Here is a 26,924-nt window from a genome sequence, read left to right on the forward strand (position 1 = left end):
CCTGGTGCGGCGGTTTGGTGTAGGGAAATGGGCTTGCGCCCGGCGGTTGCGCCCGGCGGTCGCGGAGGAGTCGCTTCATGCCGAAGTTCTGGGCTTTTTGCCTGTCCCTGGCCATGGCCTGCCTGTGCCTCGGCTGTGGCGGCACGGCCACGCCGGCCCGGCGGGCCGTGGAGACCTCCTATCCTTCGCCGGATTATCCGCCCCAGCCGGGCGAGCCGGCCACGGGCCAAACAGCGGCACCCGCCCCGCCCCAGGGCCGGCCCCTCTACGGCCCGGTGGGCCAGGCCGCCGCGCCCGCCCCGTCCGCCACGACGACACCGGGCCAGGCCACGCCGGCGATGGCCGCACCCGTCGCGCCGGCGATGGCCGCGCCCGCCGGGTCCGGCCTGGGCCTCCCGCCCGCCGGCGGGCCGCGTCCGGCCGGTGCGCCCAACATGGGCCGGCTGTTCGAGGCCATGGACGCGGACCACAACGGCCGGGTGACCCTGGAGGAGTGGCGCAGCTTCCACGAGCGGGAATTTCGCCGCCTGGACAAAAACGACGACGGCGTGCTGACCCGCGAGGAAATGACCGCGCCGCCGCCCCTGGCCCCCGGCGCGCCGGGCGCGCGCAAGGCCCCGTGACGCCCGTTTCGGGCACGGCCGACATGAGACCGCAGTCAAGACAAGGAGCCTCCATGACCTCTCCCGTGATCCCGTTGCCCAAGGGATTTTCCTTCGCCACCGCCGCCGCCGGCTTCAAGTACACCACCGGCCGCGACGACCTGGCGCTTATTGCCAGCGATGTCCCGGCCGTGGCCGCCGGCGTGTTCACCAAGAACCTCTTCCAGGCTGCCCCGGTCCTGGTGGCCCGGGAAACGCTCCAGGCCTCGGGCGGCCATGCCCGGGCCATCCTCGTCAACGCCGGCCAGGCCAACGCCTGCACCGGCGAGGCCGGCCTGGCCGACTGCCGGGCCACCCTGGCCCTGGTGGCCGGGGCCACCGACCTTTCGCCCGAGGAGATATTGCCCGCTTCCACCGGCGTCATCGGGGCGCGGCTCAAAATGGACAAGTGGAAGGCCGCCGTGCCGCCGCTGGCGGCAAGCCTCGGCCAGGCCTCTCCCGTGGCCGCGGCCAAGGCCATCATGACCACGGACTCCTTCCCGAAAATCGCCTGGGGGAGCCTCAAAACCGACGCCGGCGAGGTGCGCGTGCTCGGCATGGCCAAGGGCGCCGGCATGATCGCCCCCAACATGGCCACCATGATCGGCGTGCTGCTGTGCGACGCCAAGGTCGGGTCGCTGTGGTGGCAGGAGGCCGTGGCCGCCGCCGCCGACCGCAGCTTCAACAGCATCACCGTGGACGGCGACACCTCCACCAACGACTGCGTCCTGGCCCTGGCCAACGGCGCCTCGGAGGTGGTCATCGACTCGGCCGAGGGCCGGCAAGCCCTGCTCGGGGTCATGATCGAGGTCTGCCAGGCGCTTTCCTTCATGCTCATCCAGGACGCCGAGGGCGGCACCAAGATCCTGCGTATCAAGGTCCAGGGCGCGGCCAGCCACGCCGAGGCCGAACTGGCCGCCCGGGCCGTGGGCAATTCCCCCCTGGTCAAGACGGCCTTTTTCGGCCGCGACGCCAACTGGGGCCGCATCGTGGCCGCGCTGGGCCGGTCCGGGGCGAACTTCGACCCCAATGAGGTCTCGGTGCGCATCGGCGGGGTGCCGGTTTTCGTCAAGGGTATGCCCGTGGCCGAGGACCTGGACGCGCTGCTTGCGCCGCACATGCGCCGGGGCGAGGTCAGCCTGGACGTGGAACTGGGCAAGGGGCCGGGCCGCTACCTGCTGCTGGCCTCGGACCTGACCTACGACTACATCAAGATTAACGCCGACTACCGCACGTAACGGGCGTTTCGGGGCGGCGCGCGAAAGGCTGCGCCGCCCCGTGGCCCATCCGACGAGGCTTCCATGACTTCCCCCGAAATAGGCACGGTGGACATGAGCGACCGGGACCGGCTGACCAGGCTGGCCGACCTGCTCTTCGAAGCCGGCATGTTGCGCAAGACGCCGCGCACGGGCTACCAGTTCCTGGGCTCGGGTGCGGAAAACGTGGCCGAGCACAGCTTCCGCACGGCGCTGATCGGCTTTGTCCTGGCCAGCCGGGCCGGGGCCGACCCCCTGCGGACCATGGCCATGTGCCTGTTCCACGACCTGCCCGAGGCCCGCACCGGCGATTTCAACTACGTCAACAAGCTCTACAACACCTGCGACAGCCGCCGGGCCCTGGTCGACGCCCTGGCCGGCACCGGGCTGTCGGCCACGGTCCTGCCCCTGCACGACGAGCTGGAGGCGGCCGCCACCCCCGAGGCGGCCCTGGCCCAGGACGCGGACCAGATCGACCTCATCGCCAACCTCAAGGAGGAGCTCGATCTGGGCAACCGCTACGCCGCCGCCTGGATCGAGGCGGCCATGGAACGGCTGCGTACCGAGGCCGGCCGGGAACTGGCCACGGTCGTGGCCACTACCGATCACGCCGAATGGTGGTTCAACGGCCCCGACCGGAAGTGGTGGAACCGCAAGAACGGCAAGTCCGCCCCGGCCGCGAAGGCCCCCCAGCCCTCCGGGGAGGAGCCGTGATGCGCCTGGCCGTCCTTTCCGATACCCACCTGGGCGGCCCGAGCGCCTGGTTCGAGGCCGTCTACGCCAGGCACCTGGCCCCGGCCGACCGGGTCTACCATTGCGGCGACCATGCCGGGGCGGGCCTTTGGGCCTACCTGCTCCAGCACCCGGCCTTCGAGTCCGTGGCCGGCAATTCCGACGGATACGACCTGGCCGCCCAGTTGCCGCCGCTTTTGGAGCGCGACCTGTGCGGGCGGCGCCTGGCCGTCACCCATGGCTGGGGGCCGCGCCCGGGGTTGGCCGCGCGCATCGCCAAGGCCTTTGCCGGGCGCTACGACCTGGTCTTTTTCGGCCACTCCCACGCCGCCGAGGATACGCGCATCGGGGGCCTGCGCCTGATCAACCCCGGCGCCTGCCAGCCCGGCGGCTCCCTGGCCCTGCTCGACTGCGAGGAAGGGGCCGGCATCCGCTCGGTCCGTTTCGTTTCCGTCTAGCCCGGCGACCCTCGAAAACATGCCGGTATTTTTTATGCAAACAGCGTACTTCGGGAAGCGCGCCCGATAGCGGGGCCGACGCGGGCCGCGCGGGCGTGACACGAGCCCCGGGCCAGGCCGGCCGGGGCCGGGAGGCGCACGATGCACGAACATATCCCGTTGGCCCTGGCCGCCATCCTGGCCCTGGGCGCGGCCTGCCAATGGGTCGCCTGGCGGGTGCGGCTGCCGGCCATCCTGTTTCTGCTGGCCGCCGGTTTCGCCGTGGGGCCGGTGGCCGGCTGGCTGCGGCCGGACGCGCTGCTGGGGGACCTGCTTTTTCCCTGCATCTCCCTGGCCGTGGCCGTGATCCTGTTCGAGGGCAGCATCACCTTGCGCTTTCGCGACATCGCCGGCCTCGAATCGGTCATCCGCAACCTGATCACCCTGGGCGTGGCCGCGACCCTGGGCCTCACCGCCCTGGCCACGCGCTATTTGCTCGGCTTCCCCTGGGAGCTGGCCTGCCTGTTCGGGGCCATCATGGTGGTCACGGGGCCGACCGTCATCGCGCCCATGCTGCGCACGGTGCGGCCGTCGAAAAACGTCGGCCGGGTGCTTTTGTGGGAAGGCATCCTCATCGACCCTATCGGCGCCACCCTGGCCGTGCTGGTCTACCAGTTCGTCCTAGTCGAGGGCCTAAGCGGGGAGCTGGCCGCCGGGGCGGCGGTCTTCGGCCGCATCCTGGCCGTGGGCCTGGTGCTCGGCGGCCTGGCCGGCCTGGCCTTCGGCACGGTGCTGCGCCGCTACCTCCTGCCGCGCTACCTGCACAACGTCGTGACCCTGGCCCTGGTGGTGGCGGTCTTTGCCGCCTCCAATGCCCTGGCCCCGGAATCGGGGCTGCTTGCGGTCACGGTCATGGGCATCTGGCTGGCCAACATGGACATCGTGGAGCTCGAGGACATCCTGGCCTTCAAGGAGAGCTTGAGCCTGCTGCTTTTGTCCACCCTGTTCCTTCTCCTGGCCGCGCGGGTGGACCTGGCCGCCTTCAAGGCCCTGGGCTTCGGGGCGCTGGGCGTTTTCGCGGCCATCCAGTTCCTGGCCCGGCCCATCAGCGCCCAGCTGTGCGCCCTGGGCTCGAAGCTCACGGCCGGCGAGCGCCATCTGCTGGCCTGGGTCGCGCCGCGCGGCATCGTGGCCGCCGCCATCTCCTCGCTGTTCGCCATGCGCCTGCAGGCGGCCGGGTATCCCGAGGCCTCGCTCATGGTGCCCCTGGCCTTCACCGTGATCGTGGGCACGATCCTGTTGCAAAGCTTCACCGCCGCGCCCCTGGCCAACTGGCTGGGGGCGCGGGAACCGGCGCCAACGGGGTTCCTGGTCGTCGGCGCCAATCCCGTGGCCCTGGCCATTGCCGCAGAGCTGCAAAACCAGGGTCTGGCCGTCCTGGTGGCCGACGAGGACCGCTCGGACGTGCGCGAGGCGCGCATGATGGGGCTGCCGGCCTACTGGGGCAATCCCGTGTCCGAGCATGCCGACCGCCACCTGGACCTCACGGGCATCGGCCGCCTGTTGGCCCTGACGCCCGAACCCGGCGGCAACGCCCTGGTCGCGCACTACTACCGCACGGAATTTCCGCCCGAGGCCATTTTTTGCGTGCGGGCCGAACGGCCCGAGAGCGGGTCGCCGGCGGAAAAGCGTCGGTTCAAGTTCGCCGGGCGTTCCCTGTTCGCCGCCGCGGCCACGTTTTCGGCCCTGGAAGCCCGGCTTGCCCGGGGTGGGCGCGTCAAGACTACGGCCCTGACCGAGGAATTCCCCTACGAGGCCTACCAGGCCCAGCAACGCGAACAGGACAGGCTGCCGCTTTTCGCCGTCTCGCCCGACGGGCGCGTGCTCCCCTTTACCGACCAGCCCGATTTCACGCCCAAGCCCGGCTGGAAGATCGTGGCCATGACCGCCGGCGCGGAAGGGTCGCCGGCGCCGGCCCCGGAACACGGCCCCGGCCAATGAAAAACGCGGCCTCCGCGCCCGGTAGGGGCAAGGGAGGCCGCGTGGGTCTTTGGCGCCTGTGGCATCTGTCCGGCCTACCCGGGCTGGCTGCGAACGCGGTTTGCCGCCGGGGGAGCGTCACGGCCCAGCGAGCATCGCCTCGCCCGACCTGCGCCCATCATGCCGACGATAACCAGGCCGCGGTACTAGATGCGGACCTTGATGACGGCCAGCAGGTCGTTGACGTAGCCGCCGTCGCGTTTGTACTCGCGGTACCCAGTGCTGTGGGCGCAGCCCACGGCGTAGAGCTTGTCGTCGTCGGCCACCAGGTGGGAGGTCGACTGGCCGCAGGCCAGTTGGCAGAAGATGCCGGCCAGGTCCACCATATCGCCGGGCGCGTGCTCGGGGTTGGTGGAGGCGATGACCTTGCCGTTTGGCTCCACGAACAGGCCTTCCGAGCCCTCCAGGATGTGGCCGGCGCCGTCGCGGGGCAGGGCGTCGGTCAACATGGACAGGAACTGGGGTTCGGAGTCGAACACGATGCCGATGCCGCCAAGGACGGCCTCCGGCCGGTCGAGGGAGGTGATGGCGGCGTTGTAGATGTAGGTATGGCGGGCCTGGCCGCGGTCCTCGTAGAGGTCGGAGGCCTCGAAGCCCGAGACGCGGTAGAGTTGGGAATCGGTCAGGCGCAGGGTCTCGGCCACGAAGTGCGCGGTCAGCCGGCGGCCTTCCTGGCGGTGCTCGTCGGGGTTGGAGCAGGCCAGGATGCGGCCGTCGCGGTCGTAGACGAAGAGGTTGGTGTACACGGTGTAGAGGCTGTTGATGTAGGCGAGAATCTCGCGCATGCGGGCCCGGTCCTCGGCGGCGACGGGCGAGGCTTCGAGCATGCGCCGGAAATCCGAGGTCAAAGCCCACCAGCGGCAGTCGTTGGCCCGCTCGTAGAGGTTGCGGTCCATGATGTCGATGGCCAGGGCGGCCAGGAACTGGACGTCGTGCAGGCGCGAGGAGGTCACGAGTTTTAACAGGCCGCCGGTGGAAGTCTGGAAGACCTGCTGGACCTGGTCGCCGATCTTTTTGACCTCGTTGAGCACGTGGGGCAGGGCCTGCGCCTCGACCTTCTCCGAGGTGTCGGCCTGGACGGTTTTTTTCGCCGCCATGATCTCGCCGTTTTGCACCACCAGTTCCAGGTCGGACAGCACGTTTTCCGAGGCCTCCTCCACGGTGATCAGCCGGCCGGAGAAGATGGCCTTCTTGCGGATGGCCGTTTCGTCCAGGCCATGGCCGTTGGTGCCGTTTTTGAATGCCGTGGCCACGCGCTTGAGGACCTGGCCGTACCAGGGCAGGCCGAAAAAGCCCTGGTAGCCCTTGGTGGCCAGGGTCTTGGTCAGGTAGGCCTCGCCGCGCAACTGGGTCATGGCGAAGTCGTCGCGCTGGTTGAGGGCATAGGTGCGCCCGCGCGGGGCCTTGACCGGGTCGCTGCTGGCGATGGCCCGGCCGGCCTCGTCGAGGATGAGGATGACGATGTCCTCGGAGGAGCGCTTGAGGTTGTCGAAAACGCCCGCCATCTCGCCGTCGAAATCGAAAACCAGGACCAGCACGCCGAGCGGCGCGCCGGTTTGCGGGTCCTTGATGGCCTGGGAATAGAGCAGGGCCTCGCCCCGGCCGGGAACGAGGTCGCTTTCCCGGTAGGTTTCGACGTAGGAGGGCGCGGCCAGGGTTTCGGCGAGCAGCGGGTCGGCCGAGCGGCGGATGTCGTTTTGGGCATCGAGGTGGGCCCGCACCCGGCCGTCGGTGTCGAGGACGATGATCTCGTTGTAGACGGTGTATTTTTCCCGGTATTCGCGCAGCCGCTCCTCGATGCGGGCCGTGGCCTCGCGGTCGCCGGCCTCGTCGAGGAGGAACCGGACGAGGTCGTCGTCGGTGGCCAGAAAGCCCACGTCGGCCGTGCGCTCGAAGAGGTTGCGCTTGAGGATGTCGATGGCCACCTGGGCCACGGCGGTGATCTCCAGGACCACCTTCTGGGTGTTTTCCAGGACCAGGGTGTCGACGAGGTTTTTTTGCAGGACCGTGAAGTTGTCCTGGGTGGTGATGATGAAATCAATGAGCGTCTGGGCGATGCGGCTGCAATTGATCTTGCCGGTCAGGGTCGCCCGCGTCCATTGCCGGTCCAGGCGGCTTAAGGTCCCCTGGCAGCTCTCCACGCCGGCCATGGCCCGCAACAAGGCCTGTTCGTGTTTTTTGATCAGCTCTTTGTTCATGACTTCCGCCTCCCATGGGCACGTCGGCAAGGGGTAGGCCGGGACGTCGGCGCGAAGCGGCAGGCAGGCGGGACGTCCGGGCAGGTGCAGGCGATGCGACCGGTCGGGGGTGCGCGGCAGGGGTCAACCCGGGGCGCATTCGGTCCTTGCATATTTGTCAATGCAACGAGCGCTTCCCCAGGACGATACCGTTTCAGGGAAGACCCTCGGTGACATTGTTTGGGCGATTGCGTCACATTCGTGCCCTTGCAAAAGAAAAATCCGCCGCCCCACCGGCTTCGTCGGTCCCGATCGAACCCGGCCGCCGGCGTGCCGCGTCGTGGGCGAGGCTGTGGCGCCGGTGCATGCTGCTTATGTACCTTGAAGCATAAAAAGACATATTTGTCAATATCGTCTTGGTGCGTCACTGGTATAGCCGAAATCGTGTTCGCGGCCGGGATCACGGAGTCAGGCCGTGGCGGCCGGCCGGCCACGGTGGGGCTGTCGTGAAGGCCCAGGTCGCGGCCTGTCGCAGGAGGCCTGTGGCCAGGCGCGTGTCGGGCTCGTTGAGGGCTGATCCGTTGCGGGCGGGGAGCTGTCGCTGCGGCCGGTGTTGCTTGGACGCTCCCGTGCGGGGCGAGCGGCTGCGGCCTTGCCTGCCCGGCCCCGGGGAGGGGCAAGGGGAAAAAAAAGGGCGCGGCCTTGGCCGCGCCCCGTACGGACGGAGGGGGGCTACTTGCCGGCCTGGGCCGGGGCGCCGCCGGGCGTGGGCCGGGGGCCGAGGATCTGGTCGTTTATGATCTCGATCTTGGCCGACTCCTGCACGGTCTTCAAATAGGCGTTGAACAGTTCCGTGCGCTTGGTCTGGGCCAGGGTCTGGAGCCAGCGGTCCTTTTCCTTGTCCCACAGGGCCGCGTCGGGCGGCACGAGCTTGTCCAGGGCGGCCAGCACGTAGCCGTCGGACACGGCGTAGGCCGCCTTGAACCAGCCCGGGGCCTTGGCCTCGAAGGCCGTCTGGACCAGCACCGGGGCCATGCCCAGGCCCGGGATGAAGCCCTGGCGGGTGAACGGCTCGGAGGTGGCGACCTTGTCCTTGGCCTCGGCCAGGACCTTCTGCTGGCCTTCGGGCGTCTCCATGGCCTTGGCCGTTTCCTCGGCCTTGGCCCGGGCCCGCTTCTGGCCTTCCTCGGCGACGAGGCGGTCCTTGATGACGTCGGTGACGTCTTCCAGGGGGGCGAAGCCGGACGGCTTGACGTCGGTCACCCGGGCCAGGACGAAGCCGTCCTGGGTGGACAGGGGGGTGTCGGAGACCTCGCCCTTTTGCATCTTGAACAGCGCGGCCAGGGCCTGTTCGGACAGGGCCAGGTCGGCCGGCGGGGTCTGCTGGTCGAAAAAGGCCGAGGCCTTGACTTCCAGGTTCTCGGCGGCGGCGGCCTTGGCCAGGTCCTCGCCCGAGGCGACCTTTTCCTGGACCGCGTCCAGGGCCTTGGTCAGCCGGTCGGCGGCCTTCTGTTCGGCCAGTTCGGTGCGGATGTCGTCGGTCACCTCGGCCAGGGGCTTCTCGCCGGCCGGCTGGTGCTCGCCGGCCTGGATCAGGTGCAGGCCAAGCGAAGTCCGCACGGGCTCGCTGATTTCGTCCTTTTTCAGGGCAAAGGCCTTGTCCTCGAAGGCGCCGAATTCCTTGGGCAGGCTGCCCTTGGGCAACCAGGCCCAGTCCTCGCCGATGAGGCCCTCGGGGTTGTTGGGGTTTTTCGGGAGCAGGCTGGCGAAATCGGCCCCGGCCTTGAGCTTGGCGGCCAGGTCCTTGAGTTTCGCCTCGGCCGCGTCCACGGCTTCCTTGGGCGCGTCGGCCGGCAGCATGATGAGGAAGTGGCGCACCCGCACCTGTTCGGGCTTGGCGTACTTCTTCTGGTTGGCCGCGTAGGCGGCCTGGATATCCGCGTCGCTCACCTCGGCCGGCTTGGACATGGCCTTGGGCGTGAACTCCACGAAATCGATCTTGATCTGGGCGGGCGTGGCGAACTGGTCCTTGCGGGCCTCGTAGTAGGCCTTGATCTGGTCGGCCGTGGGCGCGTACCCCTTGGCCAGGTCCTCGGCCTTGAAGGGGATGTAGCGGATGACGGCCTGTTCGCGCATGAACTCGAAGATGGACCGGGCCTCGCCCTCGCTGACCGTGGCCGGCAGGCTGATGTAGGAGGCCAGTTTTTCCAGCAGCAGCTGCTGGCGCAGGTCTTCCTCGAACTCGCCCGGGGTCACGCCGTTGGATTTGAGCAGGTTCTCGTAGCGCTTGGCGTCGAACTGCTTGGACTCGTTCTGGAAGGCCGGAATCTTGGCGATCTCGGCCCGCAGCTCGTCCGGGGAGACGGAGATGCCGAGCGTGTGCGCCTGGGCCTCCAGCAGCCGGGTGGTGGCCAGGTTGTTGAAGACCTGCCAGCGGAAGCCGCCTTCCTGCAGGTCCTTGTCCGTGACGTCGGGGTTGCGGCTTTTCACCAGGCGCAGGCTTTCCTGGTAGGCTTTCTCGTAGTCCTTGATCAGGACCGGCTCGCCGTTGATGGTGGCCACCATCGTCGCCTTGTCGCCGTGGAAGCTGCCGACGCCCCAGAAGACGAAGACGATGATGATCAGGCCGAAGACGATCTTGATGCCCCAGGATTGGGCGTATTTCCGCATGGGATCGAGCATGGTTTCTCCTCGGTGGGGGGCGGCGGCGCGCCTTAGGCCCGCGCGCCCCGGACCCGGTTGAGCAGGCCGCCGGCCTGGATGATCTCCAGTTCCTGGGCGGTCAGGTCGTTTTTGACGGCGATGTCGCCGACGCCGTCCACGGCCATGGTGGTGGTGCCGCCCGGGGTGATGGTCCCGGTTGTAAGGCGGATGGCCGCGCCGGCCGGGATGCGGTCATAGTCGGCCGGGTCGGCCAAAAGCAGCGGCAGGATACCGAAATTGACCAGGTTGGCCCGGTGGATGCGGGCGAGCGACTTGGCCACCACGGCGGCCACGCCCAGGTAGCGCGGGCCCAGGGCGGCGTGCTCGCGGCTCGACCCCTGGCCGTAGTTCTCGCCGCCGAGGATCACGCCCTTGCCGAGCTTTTTGATGCGCGGCACGAACTCGGCGTCCACCCGGCTGAAGATGTATTCGCTGATCGCCGGGATGTTGGAGCGAAGGGCGGTGATCTGCGCCCCGGCCGGCAGGATGTGGTCCGTGGTGATGTCGTCGCCGACCTTGAGCGCCACTTGCGCCTCGATGGCCGCCGGCAGCGGAGTAAACGGCGGCAGCGGGGCGATGTTGGGGCCGCGCTTGATGTCCACGTCCGCGCCGTCGGCCGGCGGATAGAGGAACAGGCCGCGGATGCTCGGGGCGTCGGCCGGCAGTTCGGCCTTGGCCGGGGCCTCGCCCCAGGTGGCCGGGTCGGTGAAGGCGCCATCGAGCGCGGCCCTGGCCGCCGTCTGGGGGCTGACCAGGTAGACCTTGGCGTCCTGGGTGCCCGAGCGGCCCTCGAAGTTGCGGTTAAACGTCCTGGCGCTGACGCCGCCGGAAACCGGCGAGCCGCCCATGCCGATGCACGGGCCGCAGGCGCATTCGAGCAGCCGCGCCCCGGCGTCGAGCAGCGCGTCGATGCGGCCGCGGGCGGCCAGCATCTTGAGCACCTGCTTGGAGCCCGGGGCGATGAGCAGGTCCGTGGTCGGGTCGACGCGCTTGCCCTCGAGGATGTCGGCCACGGCCATGAGGTCGGCGAACGACGAGTTGGTGCACGAGCCGATGCAGGACTGGTCGACTTTCAGGCCGGCAAGCTCGGCGATGGTCACGGCCCGGTCGGGCATGTGCGGCGCGGCGGCCATGGGCACAAGCGCCGACAGGTCGATTTCGACCACCTCGTCGTAGCTGGCGTCCGGGTCGGCGGACAGTTCCGTGAAGTCTTCCGGCCGGCCCATGGCGGTCAGGAAGGCCTTGGTGGCGGCGTCGCTGGGGAAAATCGAGGTGGTGGCGCCCAGTTCCGCGCCCATGTTGGTAATAACCGCCCGCTCGGGCACCGACAGCGTGGCCACGCCCGGGCCGGCGTACTCGATGACCTTGCCCACGCCGCCCTTGACGGTCAGCAGGCCCAAAAGCTTGAGGATGACGTCCTTGGCCGTGGCCCAGCCGGTGAGCTGGCCGGTCAGGTTGACCTTGACCACCTTGGGCATGGCGATGACGTAGGCCTCGCCGGCCATGGCCAAGGCCACGGACAGGCCGCCCGCGCCCATGGCCATGGCGCCGACGCCGCCGGCCGTGGGCGTGTGGGAGTCGGAGCCGACGAGGGTCTTGCCGGGCTTGGCGAAATTCTCCAGGTGCAGCTGGTGGCAGATGCCGGTGCCCGCGGGCGAGAAGACGATGCCGTACTTGGCGGCCACGGTGCGCAGGTAGGCGTGGTCGTCGGGATTGCGGAAACCCATTTGCAGGGTGTTGTGGTCCACGTAGCTCACGGACAGTTCGGTGCGCACACGCGGCAAGTCGATGGCCTCGAACTGGAGGTAGGCCATGGTGCCGGTGGCGTCCTGGGTGAGCGTCTGGTCGATGCGCAGGGCGATTTCGGACCCCGGCGTCATTTCGCCGGCGACAAGATGGTCCTTGATGATCTTTTGCGTCAAATTAAGGGGCATGAGGGGGGTCCTTTTGCTGTATCGGGAAAGGGGGAAAATGTCCGGCCTGCATGCCTTCCCCGGCCGGCGAAGTCAAGGGGCCGGGCCGGCGGCCTGGGCAAGGCGTATTGACAGCCCGCCCGGCCGGGCGCAAACGGGGAGCATCAGCAAAAGGAGCTTTCCATGGACTTCAAGGATGTCATGGCGGTCCGCCGGGCCGTCAATTTCTTCGACCCCGACCGCGACGTGCCCCAGGCCGACCTGGAGGCGATTCTCGAAACCGCCGTGCGTGCCCCGTCGAGTTTCAACCTCCAGCCCTGGAAGGTGGCCGTGCTGCGCGACCCGGGCCGCAAGGCCAAGCTGCGCGAGTTGGCCTGGAACCAGCCCAAGGTCACCGAGGCCCCGGTCATCCTGCTGTTTCTGGCCGACAGGCAAGCCTGGAAGATGTACGAACCCTCCTTCGAGCGCCAGTTCTCCTACCTGATGCAGTCGGGCCGCTACAAACCGGAAGAGCGCGACACCTTCGCCGGGGCGGTCGATAGCCTCTACGGCGCAACACCGGAAAAATCCCTGGCCTTTGCCGTCAAAAACACCGCCTTTTTCGGCATGACCGTCATGTACGCCGCCGCCGCCGCCGGCTACGTCACTCATCCCATGGACGGCTTCGACCACGACGGCGTGCGCGCCGCCTTCGGCATCCCCGAGCGGTTCTGGATTCCCCTGCTCATGGCCGTGGGCCACCTCAAACCCGGCGCAACGGTCGCGCCGCCCAAATGGCGGTTCGGCCCCGACGATATCCTTTATACCCTGCCCGAATAGGGCCAAGGAGCAACACCATGCGTTCCCTCGCCGCAACGATCCTTCTGGTCGGCCTGTTGTCGGCTCCGGGCGCCGTCAAGGCCCAAGCCCCCAATTCCCTGCTCCTCGGTTCGCCGCCTCAGGCCGGCGAGCCGGCCAAACCGGCCGATGCGCCCAAAGCGGCCGAGTCCGCCAAGCCGGCCGAACCGGCCAGCCCCGTCGTCGATGGCGCCACCCTGGACCCGGCCCATACCTCCACCGTCTTCTGGATCCGCCACATCCTCGCCCCGGTGGCCGGCCGGTTCGACGCCGTGGCCGGTACCATCGACATCCCGCCGCAACACCCGGCCAAGGGACGCGTGACTTTCACCGTCAAAACCGCCAGCGTCGACACCGGCGTGGCCGCCCGCGACAAGCACCTCAACACGGCCGAATTCCTGGATACGGCCGCCTATCCGGAAATGAAGTTCACAAGCGATCACGTCACGCCCTTTCGCCGCAACATCTATAAGGTGACGGGCAAGCTCACCATCAAGGACGTGACGAAAACCGTCACCATCCCGGTGCGCTCCCTGGGCACCAAGCCCCACCCCATGATGCCCTGCGTGGACGTTTCGGGCTTCGAGGCCGTCTATTCCCTCAACCGGCTGGAATACCACGTGGGCACGGGCAAATACTTCAAGATGGGCGCCGTGGGCGACACGGTGGACATGCGCCTGGCCGGCGAAACCCTGGCCAAGCGGCCAGGGTGCGTGCAGGGGCAATAGCCCCGGGGAGGCGAGGACGGGAAGAGGCCTCCGGCGGCCGGGACGCTGTCCCGGACCCTGCCAGGGCGCTGCCCTGGACCCGCCAGGAGGGGATGATCCCCTCCTGGACCTCCCCGATGGGCGCGTGCGGGGCAACGGTCGGGAACGTCGGGCGGCGGGGCCTCGGCCGTTGTGGTCGCGGAAAGGGGCCTGCCGACACTGGCCGCAAGGCCGGCCAGCACGGCAGGCCCCTTTCCGCGACCACGGGCGCCAGCGGCGAAGCGCCGCATTTGAAGAAAAAGATCAATACGATGTTGCCAGCGGCGTAGCGCCGCATGTGAAGAAAAAACCGGCACGGACGGACGGCCGCGGAACAAACGGAACAGCCTCTCAAGAGGCTTTCAAAGCAACAATTCCACCCCCTTCGGCCCGAAGGGCCGATGGCTTGCGAGGCCGCAATGGCCCCTTTCGAGCCAGGAGCGCAGCGACGGCATCGAAAGGGGCCATTGCGGCCTCGCCGACGGACAACCGCCCGCCGACCAAACCTCCACCCGCCTGCCGCCTCCCCATAGAGGGGGTCCGGGGGGCATCATGCCCCCCGGCCGCCGGAGGCATCTTCATCCCCTTCGTCCCTTTCCACCCCTTCGTCCCCGATCCCGGCCGCTCCCGCCACTCCCGCGGCCTCATCCACGACGACGCGGTTGCGGCCGCCTTCCTTGGCCCGGTACATGGCCGCGTCCACGCGTCCCATGAGGGCTTCCACGGTTTCGCCGGGGATGGCCTGGGCCACGCCGAGGCTGATGCTTCCATTGATATCGCCGGGGAAGGGCGTGGCGGCGACGAGGGCTCGCAGTTTCTCGGCCAGGGCGGCGGCCTGGGCCAGGCCGGTGTGGGGCGCGGCCACGACGAATTCCTCGCCGCCGTAGCGAAACAGCCAGTCCACCTGGCGGATGGAGTGGCGCACGCGGGCGGCCAGTTCGCGCAGCATGGCGTCGCCGGCGGCGTGGCCGTGATCGTCGTTGACGCGTTTGAAGTGGTCGATGTCGAACATGATGACGGACAGGGGGGCGGCGTAGCGGTCGGACCGTTTCAGTTCGTGGCCGAGGACCTCGTTGAATTTGAGGCGGTTGTTGGCTCCGGTCAGCTGGTCGGTGACGGCCAGTTCCGTCAGCGCCCGGTTGGCGGATTCCAGGCGGCCGCGGTCGGCGCAGATGCGGGTCACCATGGGCCGCAGGATGAAAAGCCCCACCGAGACGAGCAGGAGGAGCATGGCGGCCGTGGAACCGATTTCCACCCGGCGTAGCGTGGTCAAGCGTGCCAGGGCCTGGCGCTGGTAGGCCTGGACCACGGCATTGAGGTCGCGCAGCAGTTCGTTTTCGCCGTAGGCCAGGACCTTGAGGAAGCGCGGATCGGACAGGGCCGGCCGGCCGGAGTCCGCGTCGAAGAACTCCCGGGTGCTCTTGATGAAAAACCGCATGCGTTCGTCGAGATGGAATGGCGGCTGGAAATAAATGGCTTCCAATTCCCGGGAACGGGCGAGGAGGGAGTCGGGGTCGGCGATGTCGGCCAGGAGGCGGTTGTGGTTGGCCTCCAGGGTGCCCACGGCGCTTGCGAGGCGGGCGCGGATGTCGCGGCGGGCTTCCTCGTCGTCGGCGGCGGCCAAAAGCAGGCACTGGGCCAGCACCCGCTGGGTGAGCAGGCGCTGGGAGCCGCTTATGGCCGTCACTTCCGCCGCATGGTCGATGGCGGCCATGACCTGGCGGAACAGGCCATAGGTGGCCACGGACAGGACCCCGGCTAAGCACAGGGCGATCACGTAGCGCAGGGTGAGGCTACTTTTGTAGGGGCAGCGGCGGACCGGGCCGGCTTTGGGGGAGGCCATGTTGCGACATGTAAGCCAGCCGACGGAAGGTGGCAAGCGGGCCGGCCGCGTCATGCCCCGCGGCCGGCCCGATCGTGGCGCTACTTGTCGCCGATGGCCAGCCGGTAGGCGGCCAGGGCCTCCACCGTGACCAGGGGAAAGCCGTGTTGCGCGGCGAAGGCCTCGATTTGCCCTCCCTTGGCCATGGTGCCGTCGGGGTTGGTCAGTTCGCACAGCACGCCGTAGGGGGCAAAGCCGGCCAGGCGGGCGAAATCCACGGTGGCCTCGGTGTGGCCGCGCCGGGCGAGCACGCCGCCGGGCTTGGCGATGAGCGGAAAGACATGGCCGGGCCGGGCCAGGTCGCAGGGCCGGGCCTGGGGGGCGGTGGCGGTCTTGACCGTTTTGACCCGGTCGGAGGCGGAAACGCCGGTGGTCACGCCCTCGGCCGCCTCGATGGTGACGGTGAAGGCCGTGCCGTTCTTGCAGGTGTTTTTGGCGACCATGGGCGGCAAATCCAGCTGCCGGGCCTTTTCCTCGGTCAGGCACAGGCAGACGATGCCGCTGCATTCGCGAATGAGCATGGCCATTTGCGGCACGGTCAGGGTTTCGGCCGCGAAGATGAGGTCGCCCTCGTTTTCGCGGTCGGCGTCGTCGGTGACGACGATGCCGCCGCCCTGGCGCAGGGATGCGATGGCGGCGATGACGCTTTGATGTTGGCTGGCGATACCGGAATAGGACTGATTCATGGCGCGCTCCGAGAAGAGGTGGTGGCGATGGCCAGAATCAGGGCGGAAAATGAGACGACCGGACACGGCGCACAAGCGCCGCGTCGGCCACGCGCCGGAACGACCCGGCGGCGGGAAACGCCGTCTGCTCCTCTTGCATCCGGACTGTGACCGTCGGCCCTGGCCTTGCACCAGGTCTGCTGACCTTTCCGACGCGTGGGGCCGGGCATGCGGCCGGCAGCGTGGCGACGCCGGGGTCTCCCCCGTGGGGCACGGTGTGTCGCGCGCCCTGTCGCCTCGCCGGAAAGCGCTCGCGGGCTCCCCGGTTTCCCGGGATACCGCCGGTGGGGACTTCCACCCCGCCCTGAGGACAACGGGAGCTTCATAGTCCCGGCGGCCCGGCTTGGCAAGCCTGGGCCGGGGCGGCGGGCGGCATGAAAAAAGGGCCGCCGGGGAGGGACCGGCGGACCGGAGAGACAATAGCAGACTAAAATAATATGGTTTGATTCCTGCCCGACGCGGGACCCCGCCCGGCCCCGGTGGGGCGGCTTCGGCGCGGCCGTGGCCGCAACGCGGCCCGTTACGGACGAAAACTATACGATTTAAGGGGGAAACTGGATAGAAACCATGCACCCCTTAGGGGCGACACCTCACGGCGGCGCGCCCCCTACGGAGCCACGCCTCAGCGCGCGGCCACCCGGCCGGGGGTTTCCAGTTCGTCCTCGCTTTCGGGGGTATCGGGCTCCTGGGCCGGTTTGTGGCCCGGCGCCGGGGCGGCCTCGACGCCAAAACGCTCCTCGAACTGTCGGCCGAAGCGGCAAAGCGCCTCCAAAATGGGGATGATGTCGCGCCCGGGTTCGGTCAGCCCGTACTCCACGCGCGGCGGCACCTCGGCGAAAACCGTGCGCGTGATCAGCCCGTCGGATTCCAGCTCCCGCAACTGCTGGGTCAGCATCTTCTGGGTGATGCTCGGCATGGTCCGGCGCAGGGCCGAAAAGCGCAGCGTGCCCACGTCGCGCAGATGCCACAGGATCAGCGGTTTCCACTTGCCGCCGATCACCGCCAGCGACAGTTCCATGCTGCACGAATATTCCTTGCCGCGACACCGTCTGCGGCCGCACGGTATCCCTGGTACGCCCATGGGAAGCCTCCTGGTATCCAAAAAGGTACTACAGAACTTTTTTGTGCCTTCTTGCGTTTTTGGCCATACTGGCAGAATTTCCCCAAAGCGTAAAGCGGAAACCGTAAAGGAGGCCCCATGGATCTTCTGGAAGCCATCCACACCCGGCGCAGCATCCGCGCCTTCACGGCCGAGCCCGTGACCGAGGCCGACCTCGACGCCGTGCTGCGGGCGGCCATGGCCGCGCCGAGCGCCGGCAACGAGCAGCCCTGGCATTTCGTGGTCATAACCGACCGGGCGACCCTCGATGCCATCCCGGGCGTGCATCCCTACGCGGCCATGTGCAAGAGCGCCCAGGCGGCTATCGTGGTCGCGGCCGAGCACGCCCTGGAGAAATACCCGGGCAACTGGGTGCTGGACTGCGCGGCTGCGGTACAAAACCTGATGCTGGCCGCCCGGGGCCTGGGCCTTGGCTCGGTCTGGTGCGGGCTCTACCCCCAGGCCGACCGCATGGCGGCCATGGCCCGGCTGCTGGCCCTGCCGGACGGTGTTTCGGCCCATGCCCTGGTGGTCCTTGGCCACCCGGCCCAGGACTTCAAGCGCCTGGACCGCTTCAAGCCCGAACGCATCCACCGCAATGCCTGGTAGCGAGCCGGCCATGCACCGCGACATCGGCGCCGTGTGCGCCCTGTACCCCATGCCCACGACCATCGTCGGCGCCCTGGTCGACGGCCGGCCCAACTTCCTGGCCATCGCCCACGTGGGCATCCTCAACAACGCCCCGCCCCAATACCTGACCGTGAGTCTCAAGAAGTTCCGGCACACGGCCAAGGGCATCCGGCAATCGGGGAGTTTTTCCATCGGCCTGCCGGGCGTTTCCATGGCCGTGGCCGCCGACTACGTGGGCATCGTCTCCGGCAGGAGCGTGGACAAGTCGGGCGTCTTCGACGTCTTTTACGGACGCCTGGGCAACGCGCCCCTGATCCGGGAGTGCCCGGTCAACATGGAACTGCGGCTGCACGACGTCATGGACCTGCCGGCCCACGAGGTCTTCGTGGGGGAGCTCGTGGCCAGCCATGTGGCCGAGGGCTGCCTGCACGACGGCAAGGTCGATCTGGAAAAGGCCCGGCCGCTGCTGTTCGATTATTCCAGCGGCTGGTATTTCTCGCTCGGCGAACCCGTGGCCCCCTGCTGGCGGGCCGGGCGCGACCATCCGGCCTATCTGGCCGCCAAAGGAGTGAAGTGACATGGCGAAAGTATCCCTCGGCCCCAAGACCTTGGCCCTGCCCACCCCGGCCTGGCTTATCGGCACCTACGGCGCCGACGGCAAGCCCAACCTCATGACCGCGGCCTGGGGCGGCATCTGCTGTTCCAAGCCGGTATGCGTGACCGTTTCCCTGCAAAAGCCCCGGCATTCCTACGCCGCCATCATGGAGCGCAAGGCCTACACCGTGAACATCGCCGCGGCCAGGGATGTGGCCAAGGTGGACTACTGCGGCATCACCTCGGGCCGCGACCACGACAAGTTCGCCGCCTGTGGCCTCACGGCCGTCAAAAGCGAACTCGTGGACGCGCCGTATGTGGCGCAGTGCCCGCTGGTGCTCGAATGCAAGGTCGTCCACATCCAGGACCTCGGCATGCACACCATGTTCGTGGGCGAAGTCCTGGACGTGAAGGTCGACGAAGCCTGCCTGAAGGACGGCAAGCCCGACCCCGTGGCCATAAGCCCCATCCTCTACGCCCCCGAGGACCGGCACTACTACGGCATCGGCCCGGACCTGGGCCTGGGGTTTTCCATCGGCAAGGAGCTCAAATAATGGACAAGGTCCGCCTCGATCCGGAAGCCTTCCCGCCCATGCCCGTGGCCCTGGTCGGGACCATGGTGGCGGGACGGGCCAATTTCATGGCGGCCGCCTGGCTGACGCGGGTGGGGCACAAGCCGCCCCTGCTCGGCGTGTCCATCAACCGCCGCCAGTGGACGGGCCAGGGCATCCGGGAGACGGGCGCCTTTTCCCTGTGCCTGCCCGGCCAGGGCCTGGTGGAACTGACGGATTACTGCGGCCTGGTTTCCGGGCGCAACGTGGACAAGGGCGCGCTGTTCGACCTGTTTTACGGCGACACGCCCGGCGCGCCCATGATCCGGGAGTGCCCGCTGTGCCTGGAGCTGACGCTGGCCCAGACCGTGGAACTGCCGCAGCACGCCTTCTTCATCGGCGAAATCAAGGCCGCCTGGGCCGATGGTGAAGTGCTCACCAACGGCAAGCCGGACGTGGAAAAATACAAACCGCTTCTGCTCACCATGCCCGACAACCGCTACTGGGCCATGGGCGGGCAGCTGGCCGACGCCTGGAGCGTGGGCAAGAAACGCTAGAAGGGAGAATCCGTATGAAAGTCCTGGCCATAAACGGCAGTGCCCGCAAGGACGGCAACACCGCCGCCATGTTGCGGGCGGCCCTGGCCCCCATCGAGGCCGCCGGCATCGAAACCGAGATGCTCCAGCTGCACGGGAAATCCATCCACGGCTGCCTGGCCTGTATGAAGTGCTGGGAGAAAAAAGACGGCCACTGCGTGGTCAAAAACGACATGTTAAACGAGGTCCTGGACAAGATGGTGGCCGCCGACGGCATCCTCCTCGGTTCCCCCACCTACTTCGCCAACGTCAGCACCAACATCAAGTCCATCATCGACCGGGCCGGCATGGTCGCCCTGGCCAACGGTTACCTGCTCGCCCGCAAGGTCGGCGCGGCCGTGGTGGCCGTGCGGCGCGGCGGGGCCATCGCCGTCTTCGACGCCATCAACCATTTCTATTTCATCAACCAGGTGGTGGTGCCGGGTTCGAGCTACTGGAACCTCGGCCGGGGCCTGGAACCCGGTGATGTGGAAAAAGACGACGAAGGCATGCAGACCATGGAGAACCTCGGCAAGAACATGGCCTGGGTGCTGCAAAAGCTCCACGGCTGACCCCCGCGGCGGGCCGGCTCGCCCGCCGCTTTCCGGCCGCCGGCCCTTCCCCCGGTCGGCGGCCGCCTGCAACGAGGAGGCAATCCCCATGGTCACGGAAACGGATGCGGCCCCCGGCCTCGTGGTATTGTGGGTGAGCCGCGACCCCGAGGCCGCCCGCAACATGGCGCTGATGTATGCCCAAAATTCACGGCTCAAGGGCTGGTGGGAGCGGGTGCACCTGCTCGTGTGGGGTCCGTCGGCCGATGTCCTGGCCGGGGACCCGGCGCTTCAGGAAGAGGTGGCCGACTGCCAGGCCGCCGGCGTCGAGGTCTTCGCCTGCCGGGCCTGCGCCGAGCGGTACGGCGTGGCCGAAGCCTTGGCCGGCCTCGGCATCACGGTGCTCTATACGGGCGAAGCCATGACCCGCTATTTGAAAGACGGCTGGAAGGTGTTAAGCGTATAGGGCCAAGCCGCCCCTCGCGGCTTGCGCCACGCAAGATGACACGGGAGGTGTGGCATGGCCGAGGAAACGCCGCTTGCCGGAAAAGTCGCCCTGGTCACCGGCGGGAGCCGGGGCATCGGCCGGGGTGTGGCCCTGGCCCTGGCTCGGCGCGGGGCGGACGTGGCCGTGGGCTATCGCGGCAATGCCGCGGCCGCCCGCGAGGTGGTCGAGGCCATAACGGAGATGGGCCGGCGCGCCCTGGCCTTCGGGGCCGACGTGTCCGTGGAGGCGCAGGTCGGGCGCCTGGTTGCGGCCGTGCGCGAGGGCCTCGGCCCGGTGGACATCCTGGTGGCCAATGCCGGGGTGGCCAGCCCGCGCAGCATCGCCGACGTCACGGGCGAGGATTTTGCCGCCGCCCTGTCCGTCAACCTCTGCTCGGCCTTTTACTGCGCCCAGGCCGTGCTGCCGGACATGCGCCGCCGGGGCTTCGGGCGCCTCGTTTTCATCTCCTCGGTCGCCGCCCAGCGCGGCGGCATCGTCGGGCCGCACTACGCCGCCTCGAAAGCCGGCCTGCACGGCCTGGCCCATTTCTACGCCGCCCACTTGGCCAAGGAGGGCATTACCGCCAACGTCGTGGCCCCGGCGCTGATCAGTACGGACATGGTGTCCGACAACCCGGTGGCCAAGCCCGATTTCCTGCCCGTGGGCCGGTTCGGCACGGTGGAGGAGACCGCCGCCATGGTCGTGGCCCTGGCCGAAAACGCGTTCGTCACCGGCCAGACCGTCTCGGTCAACGGCGGCTGGTACATGACCTGACCTTGCCTTTTGTCGAAAAAGACCGATCTTTGCCAAATGGGCATGGCCCGGCCGTGTCCGATCATCCCATCGTGTTTCGACCCATGGCCCGGAGGTTTTCATGTTGCGCATGGCCGTTGGGCACGCCAGGTGCCTGGACGCGGACTGCGCGGCCCGGGGCGCGGTGGCGTCCTGCCGTGAACAGCTCGGCGGCGCCGCGCCCGCCGGGTTGCTGCTTTTCGCCGGCGTCGGCTACGATCACAACGCCATCCTGGCGGTCATCGAGGACGTCTTTCCCGGCGTGCCGCTGGCCGGCGCGACCTCGGCCGGCGAAATGTCCGGCACCGGCGGCGTCAGCGACGATTCGGTGCTGCTGGTCGCCTTCGCCGGAGACGGCATCACCGGACACACCGGCGTGGCCCGGGATTTCGCCGCGCCCGGGACCGATCCCCGCCGGCAAGCCCGCGAGGCCTTCGAGGCCGTGCGCGGGGGACTCCCCGGCGAGGTCGCCCTCGGCCTGGCCTTCCCGGACGGCGGCCGGGGCGGGGCACAGGACTTCGGCCAGGAACTGGCCGCCGCCATCGGCCCGAAAGCCCTGCTTTTCGGCGGCCTGGCCGGCCGGCACCTGACCGACCGGCGGCCGCTGCGCCAGTTTTTCAACCGCGAGATCCTCCTCCACGCCGCGCCCTTCCTGCTGCTTACCGGCGACATCCCCGTCACCTTCCGCCTGTCGCGCGGCTGGCGGCCGGTGGGCGGCCTGGCCCGGGTCACGGGCGTCGAGGGCACGGTCGTGCACCGCATCGGCGAGGGCTCGGCGCTGGATTTCTACCGCCACTACCTCGGCCCCCACGCCGAACCGGCCACGGAACTGCCCCTGGCCATCGCCTGCGAAAAGCACAAGGACTTCATCCTGCGCGCCCCGGCCTTTTTCAGCGAAGGCGACGGCAGCATCCAGTTCCCGGCCGGCGTGCCCGAAGGGGCCATGGTCCAGCTGGCCCAGGCCGACCGGCCGGAAATGCTGGCCGACATCCGCGAGATGGCCAAAAGCCTGGGCCACGAGGTGAAAACCGGCTTCCGGCCGGCCGGCGCGCTGCTTTTTTCCTGCGCCACGCGCAAGGACATCCTCGGCACCAAGGCCGAGGAGGAAGTGGAACAGCTCGCCGCCGCCCTGCCGCCGGGCACGCCCCTGGCCGGCTTTTCCTGCCACGGTGAACTGAGTGCCGCCGCCCCGGGCCTGCCCCTGCACCTGCAAAGCGGCTCCCTGGTGACCGTGGTGCTCGGCGGCGAGCCGGCCAAGGCCGTGCGCCCCGTAGCCGACGGCCTGCCCTGCCCGGCCGGCGAAAGGGAAAGCCTCGAACGCGAGATCCGGTCGCTAACCCGGGCGCTTTCCCGGGCGAAAGCCTCGCGCGAACGCCTGGAAGCCCAGAAGGACCGCTCCCAGGCCCTGATGCGGGTCATCAACCGGGAAATCAACGAGGCGCGCCTGGAAATCCAGCGCAAAAACGAGCTGCTGCGCCAGGCCCTGGCCCTGGCCGAGGAAGTCCAGCGCAACCTCCTGCCCCAGGCCGCCCCGGGCCTGCCCGGCTTCGACATCGCCGGCCTGAGCCTCTATAGCGACGAAACCGGCGGCGACTACTACGATTTCATCCACGAACCCAACGAGGACAAGAACCGTTTCGGCGTCATCATCGGCGACGTCACCGGCCACGGCATCGCCGCCGCCCTGCTCATGACCACCGCCCGGGCCTTCCTGCGCATGCGCTCCTTCCAGCCCGGCTCCCTGGCCGCCGTCATCGACGACGTCAACAAGCTCCTGTGCGCCGACCTGGCCGACTCCGGCCGGTTCATGACGCTTTTCTACCTGGCCATCGACACCGAGAAAAAACGCCTGCACTGGGTGCGCGCCGGCCACGACCCCATCATCCTGTATGATGCCGCAACCGGCCTGGCCCAGGACATCCCGGACAAGGGCGGGCCGCCGCTGGGCATCGTCACCGAGGCCCGGTACGCCGAGAATTCCGCCGAGGGCATGAAACCCGGCCAGGTGGCGCTGCTGGCCACCGACGGCTTGTGGGAATCGCGAAACGCCGCCGGCGAGATGTTCGGCAAGGACCGGGTGCGGGCGCTGCTGGGCCGTCACCACGGCGAGTCGGCCCAGCGGATTGTCGAGGCCGTACTGGCCGGGCTGCGCGCGTTTCTCGGCGAGGTGCAGCCCGAAGACGACGTGACCCTCGTGGCCATCAAGGTGCTGCCCGAGGACGAGGGTCAAGCCTAGGCCCCAGTTGCTCGGCTTTGCCACACCCGTGCCTACCCGAACTGGGGCGTTGCCCCAGGCCCCATCGGGGCGTTGCCCCGAACCCCACTGGGGCGTTGCCCCAGACCCCATCGGGGGGAGTCACTCCCCCCGAACCCCCCGGTCGGCTGTGGCGGGCGGGAGGGGCTGCGGTCACCGGGAGGCTTGGCGGGTGCGGCGCGAAGATGCGAGGCCGGAATTGGGCCTTTCGATGCCGTCGCTGCGCTCCTGGCTCGAAAGGCCAAATTCCGGCCTCGCCCAGCCGTCGGCCCTGCGGGCCGAGGGGTGTGGAATTTTTGCTTTGGAAGCCTCTTGAAAGGCTATGACGTTTGTTCTGCGCCCGTCCGTCCGTGCCGATTTTTTTTCCCACGCGGCGCTACGCCGCATGCAACATCGTATTGATCTTTTTGTTAATGCGGCGCTTCGCCGCTGGCGCCCGTGGTCGCGGAAAGGGGCCTGCCGTGCTGGCCGGCCTTGCGGCCAGTGTCGGCAGGCCCCTTTCCGCGACCACAACGGCCGAAGCTCCGCCGCCCGTCATTCCCGACCATTCCTCCGCACGCACCCATCGGGGAGGTCCAGGAGGGGATCATCCCCTCCTGGCGGGTCCAGGGCAGCGCCCTGGCAGGGTCCGGGACAGCGTCCCGGCCGCCGGAGGCCTCTTCCCGTATCGCTTACTCCTGCCGGGCGAACGCACCGGGCGTGACGCCGAAGGCTTCCCGAAACGCCGCGATAAAGGCCGAGGTCGAGTCGTAGCCGCATTCGAGGGCGGTGGCGGTCACGCTTTTGCCCGCTTCGAGCAGCGACAGCGAGGCCAGCAGCCGGAAGCGGCGTCGCCAGGCGCCGAAGGTCAGCCCTGTTTCGGCCAGAAACAGCCGGCCCAGGGTGCGTTCGGTCATGCCGGCTCCTCGGGCGATGGCGGTGGCGGGCCGGTTGTCGTCCGGCGCGTTGCCGAGGGCCTTGCAGATGGCCGTCAGGCGCGGGTCCTTGGGCCAGGGCAGGCTCAGCCCCGCCTCGGGCAGGGTGGCCAGCTGATCCAGGAGCACGGCCACCAGCCGCCCCGGCGGCCCGGCCTCGTCGTAGTCGACGGGCAGGGCGGCCACGGCCAGGATGAGTTCCCGGGCCAGGGGCGCAACCGACAGCACCTGGCAGCGCGGCGGGCAAAAGACGTTCTGGTCGGCCCGGATGTAGAGGCTGCGCATTTCCGCCCGGCCCGAGACGGCGACCTGGTGGGCCATGCCGGGGGGCACCCAGACGGCCCGCTGGGGCGGGGCCACGTGGCTGCCGGTTTCGGTGCGCACGAGCAGCACCCCGTTGCCGGCGAAGGAGAGCTGGCCGAAGGGGTGGCTGTGGGCGGGCGAGGTGGAGTCCGGCGGCAGGCTTTCGCTGCGCGGATAGACCTGCCGGGGCAGGCCGTCCAGGGCGGGAAGGGTTCGCAGGGTCGCCATGTCCGTTTCTCGCTATACGTTGTCAATCTAGCGCGAGACGGCCGCGCCGTCCATGCTTAGGTACTTCCCAGGCGCGCGCGGCGGACGGCGCGCCGCAATACCAGGCGGCCGGCGGGCCAAGGAGACGGACATGGTGGGCAGGATTTTTCGCAAGATGGCCAAGGATTGGTTTTTGGCGGGCATGATCGCGGCGGTGGCCCTGGCCACGCTGTTCCCGGGTTTCGGGGCCACGGGCGGGGCGATGCATGCCGAGACGGTCTCCGACATGGGGATTTTCGCCGTGTTTCTGCTCCACGGCCTGGCCCTGTCCACCCAGAGCCTCAAGCAGGGCATGTCGCGCTGGAAGCTGCACCTGCTCGTGCAGTCCCTGACCTTCGTGGCCTTTCCGCTGCTTTTTATTCCCTTCCGGGCGGCCTTTGGCGGCATCATCCCCGAGGGGCTGATGCTCGGCTTTTTGTACCTGTGCGCCCTGCCGTCGACCATCCAGTCGTCGGTGGCCATGACGGCCATCGGCAAGGGCAACGTGCCGGCGGCGATATTCAACGCCACCTTGTCGAGCCTGCTCGGCATCGCGCTGACGCCGGCCATCGTGGGCCTGGTCATCGACATGGAGGGGGCGGGCGGCATGTCGTTTGGCAAGTCGGTGGTCAACATCGCCACCATGCTGTTTCTGCCCTTCGTGCTGGGCCAGGTGTTGCGGCCGGTCTTCGGCAACCTGGCCGCCCGGCACAAGAAGTGCATCAATGCTTTCGACAAGCTGGTCATCCTGATGCTCGTCTACGGCTCGTTTTGCGACTCGGTCAAGTCGGGGTTGTGGACGAACAACGGCATCGAGGTCATCGCCCTGACCATGGGCGGCGCGGCGGTTTTCCTGGCCATGGCCCTTTTCATCTCGTCGAAGGTGTCCAAGTGGCTGGGTTTTTCCATGGAGGACCGCATCACGGCCATCTTTTGCGGCTCGAAAAAGACCCTGGCCTCGGGCGTGCCCATGGCCCGGCTGTTGTTCGGCGCCCATCCGGCCCTGGGCATGATCGTGATGCCGATCATGTTCTACCATCAGCTCCAGCTGTTCGTGTGCTCGATCATGGCCGGCCGGTTCGCCGACCGGTTCAAGGCGGCGGAGTCGCCGATGGCCAGGCCGGAGGCGAGCCCGGCGGAGATGGGCGAACCGGCCCTGGCCGTGGCCCGGGCCCGGAACTGAGCGGACGTCGCGGCAGGCAAGGCGGGCGCGCCGCCGGTCACTGGAAATCGGTGACCAGGGGCGCGCCCGTATTTTTTTCGCCGGGCCGGGCGACGGGCACGGCCGGCGGCGGGCAGGCCATGCCCTGAGGGATGGACAGGACCCGGCCCACGGCCAGGTTTTTGGGGTCGATGCCCGGGTTGGCCCGGGACAGGACCTCCAGCGGGATGCCGAACCGTTCGGCGATGGCGGCCGGGGTGTCGCCGGGGATGACGGCATAGCGGACGCCGAGGGGTTCCTCGTCGGGCAGCGGGGAGGCCGCCTGGGCCGGGGCCTTGCCCGGCGCGGCCGGAGCCTGGGCCGGAGCCTGGGCCGGAGCCTGGGAAGGGGCCTGGGAAGGGGCCTGGGAAGGGGCCGGCACGAGGATCACGTCGCCGACCTTGATGCGGCAGGGGTCGAGGCCCTTGTTGTGGGCGAGGATGGCGGCCACGGACACGTGGTAGGCCTTGGACAGGGCCACGGGCGTATCGCCCGGGCGGGCGACATGGGCGATGTCGCCGGCCGGGGCCGGGCTTGCGACGAAAAGCAGGCAAAGGGAAAGCAGCGCGCGCCGGATCATGGCCGTCCTCCGGGTTGCGTCGATTTTTTACCGACGTAGCAGCCCTGCGTCGATTTGA

The 26,924-nt window shown here is 68.6% G+C and carries 24 protein-coding genes and 1 riboswitch; of the genes, 16 read left to right on the top strand and 8 right to left on the bottom strand.

Translation table 11 applies throughout. The features are described from left to right. Window positions 1-77: 77 nt before the first annotated feature. The 5 genes from ACP59X_RS05105 to ACP59X_RS05125 all read left to right on the top strand — a co-directional run bounded on the left by ACP59X_RS05105 (window position 78) and on the right by ACP59X_RS05125 (window position 5,067). Complete coding sequence (locus ACP59X_RS05105) at window positions 78-623, top strand: EF-hand domain-containing protein (protein WP_428565727.1); 546 nt, start codon at window positions 78-80, stop codon at window positions 621-623. A 53-nt stretch (window positions 624-676) separates the two neighbouring features. Next, complete coding sequence (argJ, locus tag ACP59X_RS05110) at window positions 677-1,879, top strand: bifunctional glutamate N-acetyltransferase/amino-acid acetyltransferase ArgJ (protein ID WP_428565729.1); 1,203 nt, start codon at window positions 677-679, stop codon at window positions 1,877-1,879. A gap of 63 nt (window positions 1,880-1,942) precedes the next feature. Then, a complete protein-coding gene (locus tag ACP59X_RS05115; protein ID WP_428565732.1) occupies window positions 1,943-2,611 on the top strand; it encodes an HD domain-containing protein in 669 nt (222 codons plus the stop codon). Beyond that, entirely contained in the window at window positions 2,611-3,087 is a 477-nt protein-coding gene (locus ACP59X_RS05120) for a metallophosphoesterase family protein (protein WP_428565734.1), read from the top strand. The genes ACP59X_RS05115 and ACP59X_RS05120 overlap by 1 nt, the downstream gene beginning before the upstream one ends. Before the next feature lie 141 nt (window positions 3,088-3,228). After that, a complete protein-coding gene (locus ACP59X_RS05125; protein ID WP_428565736.1) occupies window positions 3,229-5,067 on the top strand; it encodes a cation:proton antiporter in 1,839 nt (612 codons plus the stop codon). 185 nt (window positions 5,068-5,252) lie between these two features. On the opposite strand, the gene ACP59X_RS05130 is transcribed toward ACP59X_RS05125, so the two are convergent. The 3 genes from ACP59X_RS05130 to ACP59X_RS05140 all read right to left on the bottom strand — a co-directional run bounded on the left by ACP59X_RS05130 (window position 5,253) and on the right by ACP59X_RS05140 (window position 11,920). Beyond that, window positions 5,253-7,304 (bottom strand): PDC sensor domain-containing protein, encoded by a 2,052-nt coding sequence (locus ACP59X_RS05130; protein WP_428565738.1) that lies wholly within the window; start codon window positions 7,302-7,304, stop codon window positions 5,253-5,255. A 711-nt stretch (window positions 7,305-8,015) separates the two neighbouring features. After that, on the bottom strand, window positions 8,016-9,965 hold the full coding sequence (locus ACP59X_RS05135) for a SurA N-terminal domain-containing protein (RefSeq protein ID WP_428565741.1): 1,950 nt from the start codon (window positions 9,963-9,965) through the stop codon (window positions 8,016-8,018). Window positions 9,966-9,997: 32 nt separating this feature from the next. Further along, window positions 9,998-11,920: an aconitate hydratase gene (locus ACP59X_RS05140; RefSeq protein ID WP_428565744.1), complete on the bottom strand. Its 1,923-nt coding sequence runs from the start codon at window positions 11,918-11,920 to the stop codon at window positions 9,998-10,000. 162 nt (window positions 11,921-12,082) lie between these two features. Here ACP59X_RS05140 and ACP59X_RS05145 point away from each other — a divergent pair, with 162 nt between their 5' ends. Together ACP59X_RS05145 and ACP59X_RS05150 are read left to right on the top strand one after the other, a co-directional pair. Continuing rightward, entirely contained in the window at window positions 12,083-12,718 is a 636-nt protein-coding gene (locus ACP59X_RS05145; RefSeq protein WP_428565746.1) for a nitroreductase family protein, read from the top strand. 17 nt (window positions 12,719-12,735) lie between these two features. Next, complete coding sequence (locus tag ACP59X_RS05150; protein WP_428565748.1) at window positions 12,736-13,464, top strand: YceI family protein; 729 nt, start codon at window positions 12,736-12,738, stop codon at window positions 13,462-13,464. Window positions 13,465-14,032: 568 nt separating this feature from the next. Here ACP59X_RS05150 and ACP59X_RS05155 read toward each other — a convergent pair. From ACP59X_RS05155 to ACP59X_RS05165, 3 genes are all read right to left on the bottom strand, one after another. Next, window positions 14,033-15,325 carry a GGDEF domain-containing protein gene (locus ACP59X_RS05155; protein WP_428565751.1) on the bottom strand — a complete coding sequence of 431 codons (1,293 nt, stop codon included), beginning with the start codon at window positions 15,323-15,325 and terminating at the stop codon, window positions 14,033-14,035. 80 nt (window positions 15,326-15,405) lie between these two features. Beyond that, a complete protein-coding gene (ribB, locus tag ACP59X_RS05160) occupies window positions 15,406-16,050 on the bottom strand; it encodes a 3,4-dihydroxy-2-butanone-4-phosphate synthase (RefSeq protein ID WP_428565754.1) in 645 nt (214 codons plus the stop codon). 123 nt (window positions 16,051-16,173) lie between these two features. Further along, a riboswitch (FMN riboswitch) is annotated at window positions 16,174-16,405 on the bottom strand. Window positions 16,406-16,711: 306 nt separating this feature from the next. Beyond that, complete coding sequence (locus tag ACP59X_RS05165; RefSeq protein WP_428565756.1) at window positions 16,712-17,170, bottom strand: winged helix-turn-helix transcriptional regulator; 459 nt, start codon at window positions 17,168-17,170, stop codon at window positions 16,712-16,714. A 117-nt stretch (window positions 17,171-17,287) separates the two neighbouring features. On the opposite strand from ACP59X_RS05165, the gene ACP59X_RS05170 reads away from it, so the two are divergent. From ACP59X_RS05170 to ACP59X_RS05205, 8 genes are all read left to right on the top strand, one after another. Then, entirely contained in the window at window positions 17,288-17,797 is a 510-nt protein-coding gene (locus ACP59X_RS05170) for a nitroreductase family protein (protein ID WP_428565758.1), read from the top strand. Window positions 17,798-17,807: 10 nt separating this feature from the next. After that, window positions 17,808-18,395 carry a flavin reductase family protein gene (locus ACP59X_RS05175; RefSeq protein WP_428565760.1) on the top strand — a complete coding sequence of 196 codons (588 nt, stop codon included), beginning with the start codon at window positions 17,808-17,810 and terminating at the stop codon, window positions 18,393-18,395. 1 nt (window position 18,396) lies between these two features. Next, on the top strand, window positions 18,397-18,966 hold the full coding sequence (locus ACP59X_RS05180) for a flavin reductase family protein (protein ID WP_428565762.1): 570 nt from the start codon (window positions 18,397-18,399) through the stop codon (window positions 18,964-18,966). Beyond that, window positions 18,966-19,520: a flavin reductase family protein gene (locus tag ACP59X_RS05185; RefSeq protein WP_428565764.1), complete on the top strand. Its 555-nt coding sequence runs from the start codon at window positions 18,966-18,968 to the stop codon at window positions 19,518-19,520. The genes ACP59X_RS05180 and ACP59X_RS05185 overlap by 1 nt, the downstream gene beginning before the upstream one ends. A gap of 14 nt (window positions 19,521-19,534) precedes the next feature. Beyond that, on the top strand, window positions 19,535-20,110 hold the full coding sequence (locus tag ACP59X_RS05190; protein ID WP_428565766.1) for a flavodoxin family protein: 576 nt from the start codon (window positions 19,535-19,537) through the stop codon (window positions 20,108-20,110). Window positions 20,111-20,198: 88 nt separating this feature from the next. Further along, window positions 20,199-20,555, top strand: a complete 357-nt coding sequence (locus tag ACP59X_RS05195; protein WP_428565768.1) for a DsrE family protein — start codon at window positions 20,199-20,201, stop codon at window positions 20,553-20,555. A 54-nt stretch (window positions 20,556-20,609) separates the two neighbouring features. Next, the gene (locus tag ACP59X_RS05200; RefSeq protein WP_428565771.1) at window positions 20,610-21,350 is read left to right on the top strand and encodes an SDR family NAD(P)-dependent oxidoreductase; all 741 of its coding nucleotides are present in this window, start codon (window positions 20,610-20,612) and stop codon (window positions 21,348-21,350) included. 100 nt (window positions 21,351-21,450) lie between these two features. Continuing rightward, window positions 21,451-23,604, top strand: coding sequence for a SpoIIE family protein phosphatase (locus tag ACP59X_RS05205; protein WP_428565773.1), 2,154 nt, complete (start codon window positions 21,451-21,453; stop codon window positions 23,602-23,604). A gap of 689 nt (window positions 23,605-24,293) precedes the next feature. On the opposite strand, the gene ACP59X_RS05210 is transcribed toward ACP59X_RS05205, so the two are convergent. Then, window positions 24,294-25,067 (bottom strand): AraC family transcriptional regulator, encoded by a 774-nt coding sequence (locus tag ACP59X_RS05210; protein ID WP_428565776.1) that lies wholly within the window; start codon window positions 25,065-25,067, stop codon window positions 24,294-24,296. Between the two features lie 130 nt (window positions 25,068-25,197). Between ACP59X_RS05210 and ACP59X_RS05215 the strand changes: the two genes are divergently transcribed. Continuing rightward, window positions 25,198-26,268, top strand: a complete 1,071-nt coding sequence (locus tag ACP59X_RS05215) for a bile acid:sodium symporter family protein (protein WP_428565779.1) — start codon at window positions 25,198-25,200, stop codon at window positions 26,266-26,268. 37 nt (window positions 26,269-26,305) lie between these two features. Here the strand turns inward: ACP59X_RS05215 and ACP59X_RS05220 are convergent, their stop codons facing one another. Then, complete coding sequence (locus ACP59X_RS05220) at window positions 26,306-26,866, bottom strand: LysM peptidoglycan-binding domain-containing protein (RefSeq protein ID WP_428565782.1); 561 nt, start codon at window positions 26,864-26,866, stop codon at window positions 26,306-26,308. Window positions 26,867-26,924: the final 58 nt, after the last annotated feature.

The organism is Solidesulfovibrio sp. DCME, assembly GCF_049995385.1.
Lineage (GTDB): Bacteria > Desulfobacterota > Desulfovibrionia > Desulfovibrionales > Desulfovibrionaceae > Solidesulfovibrio.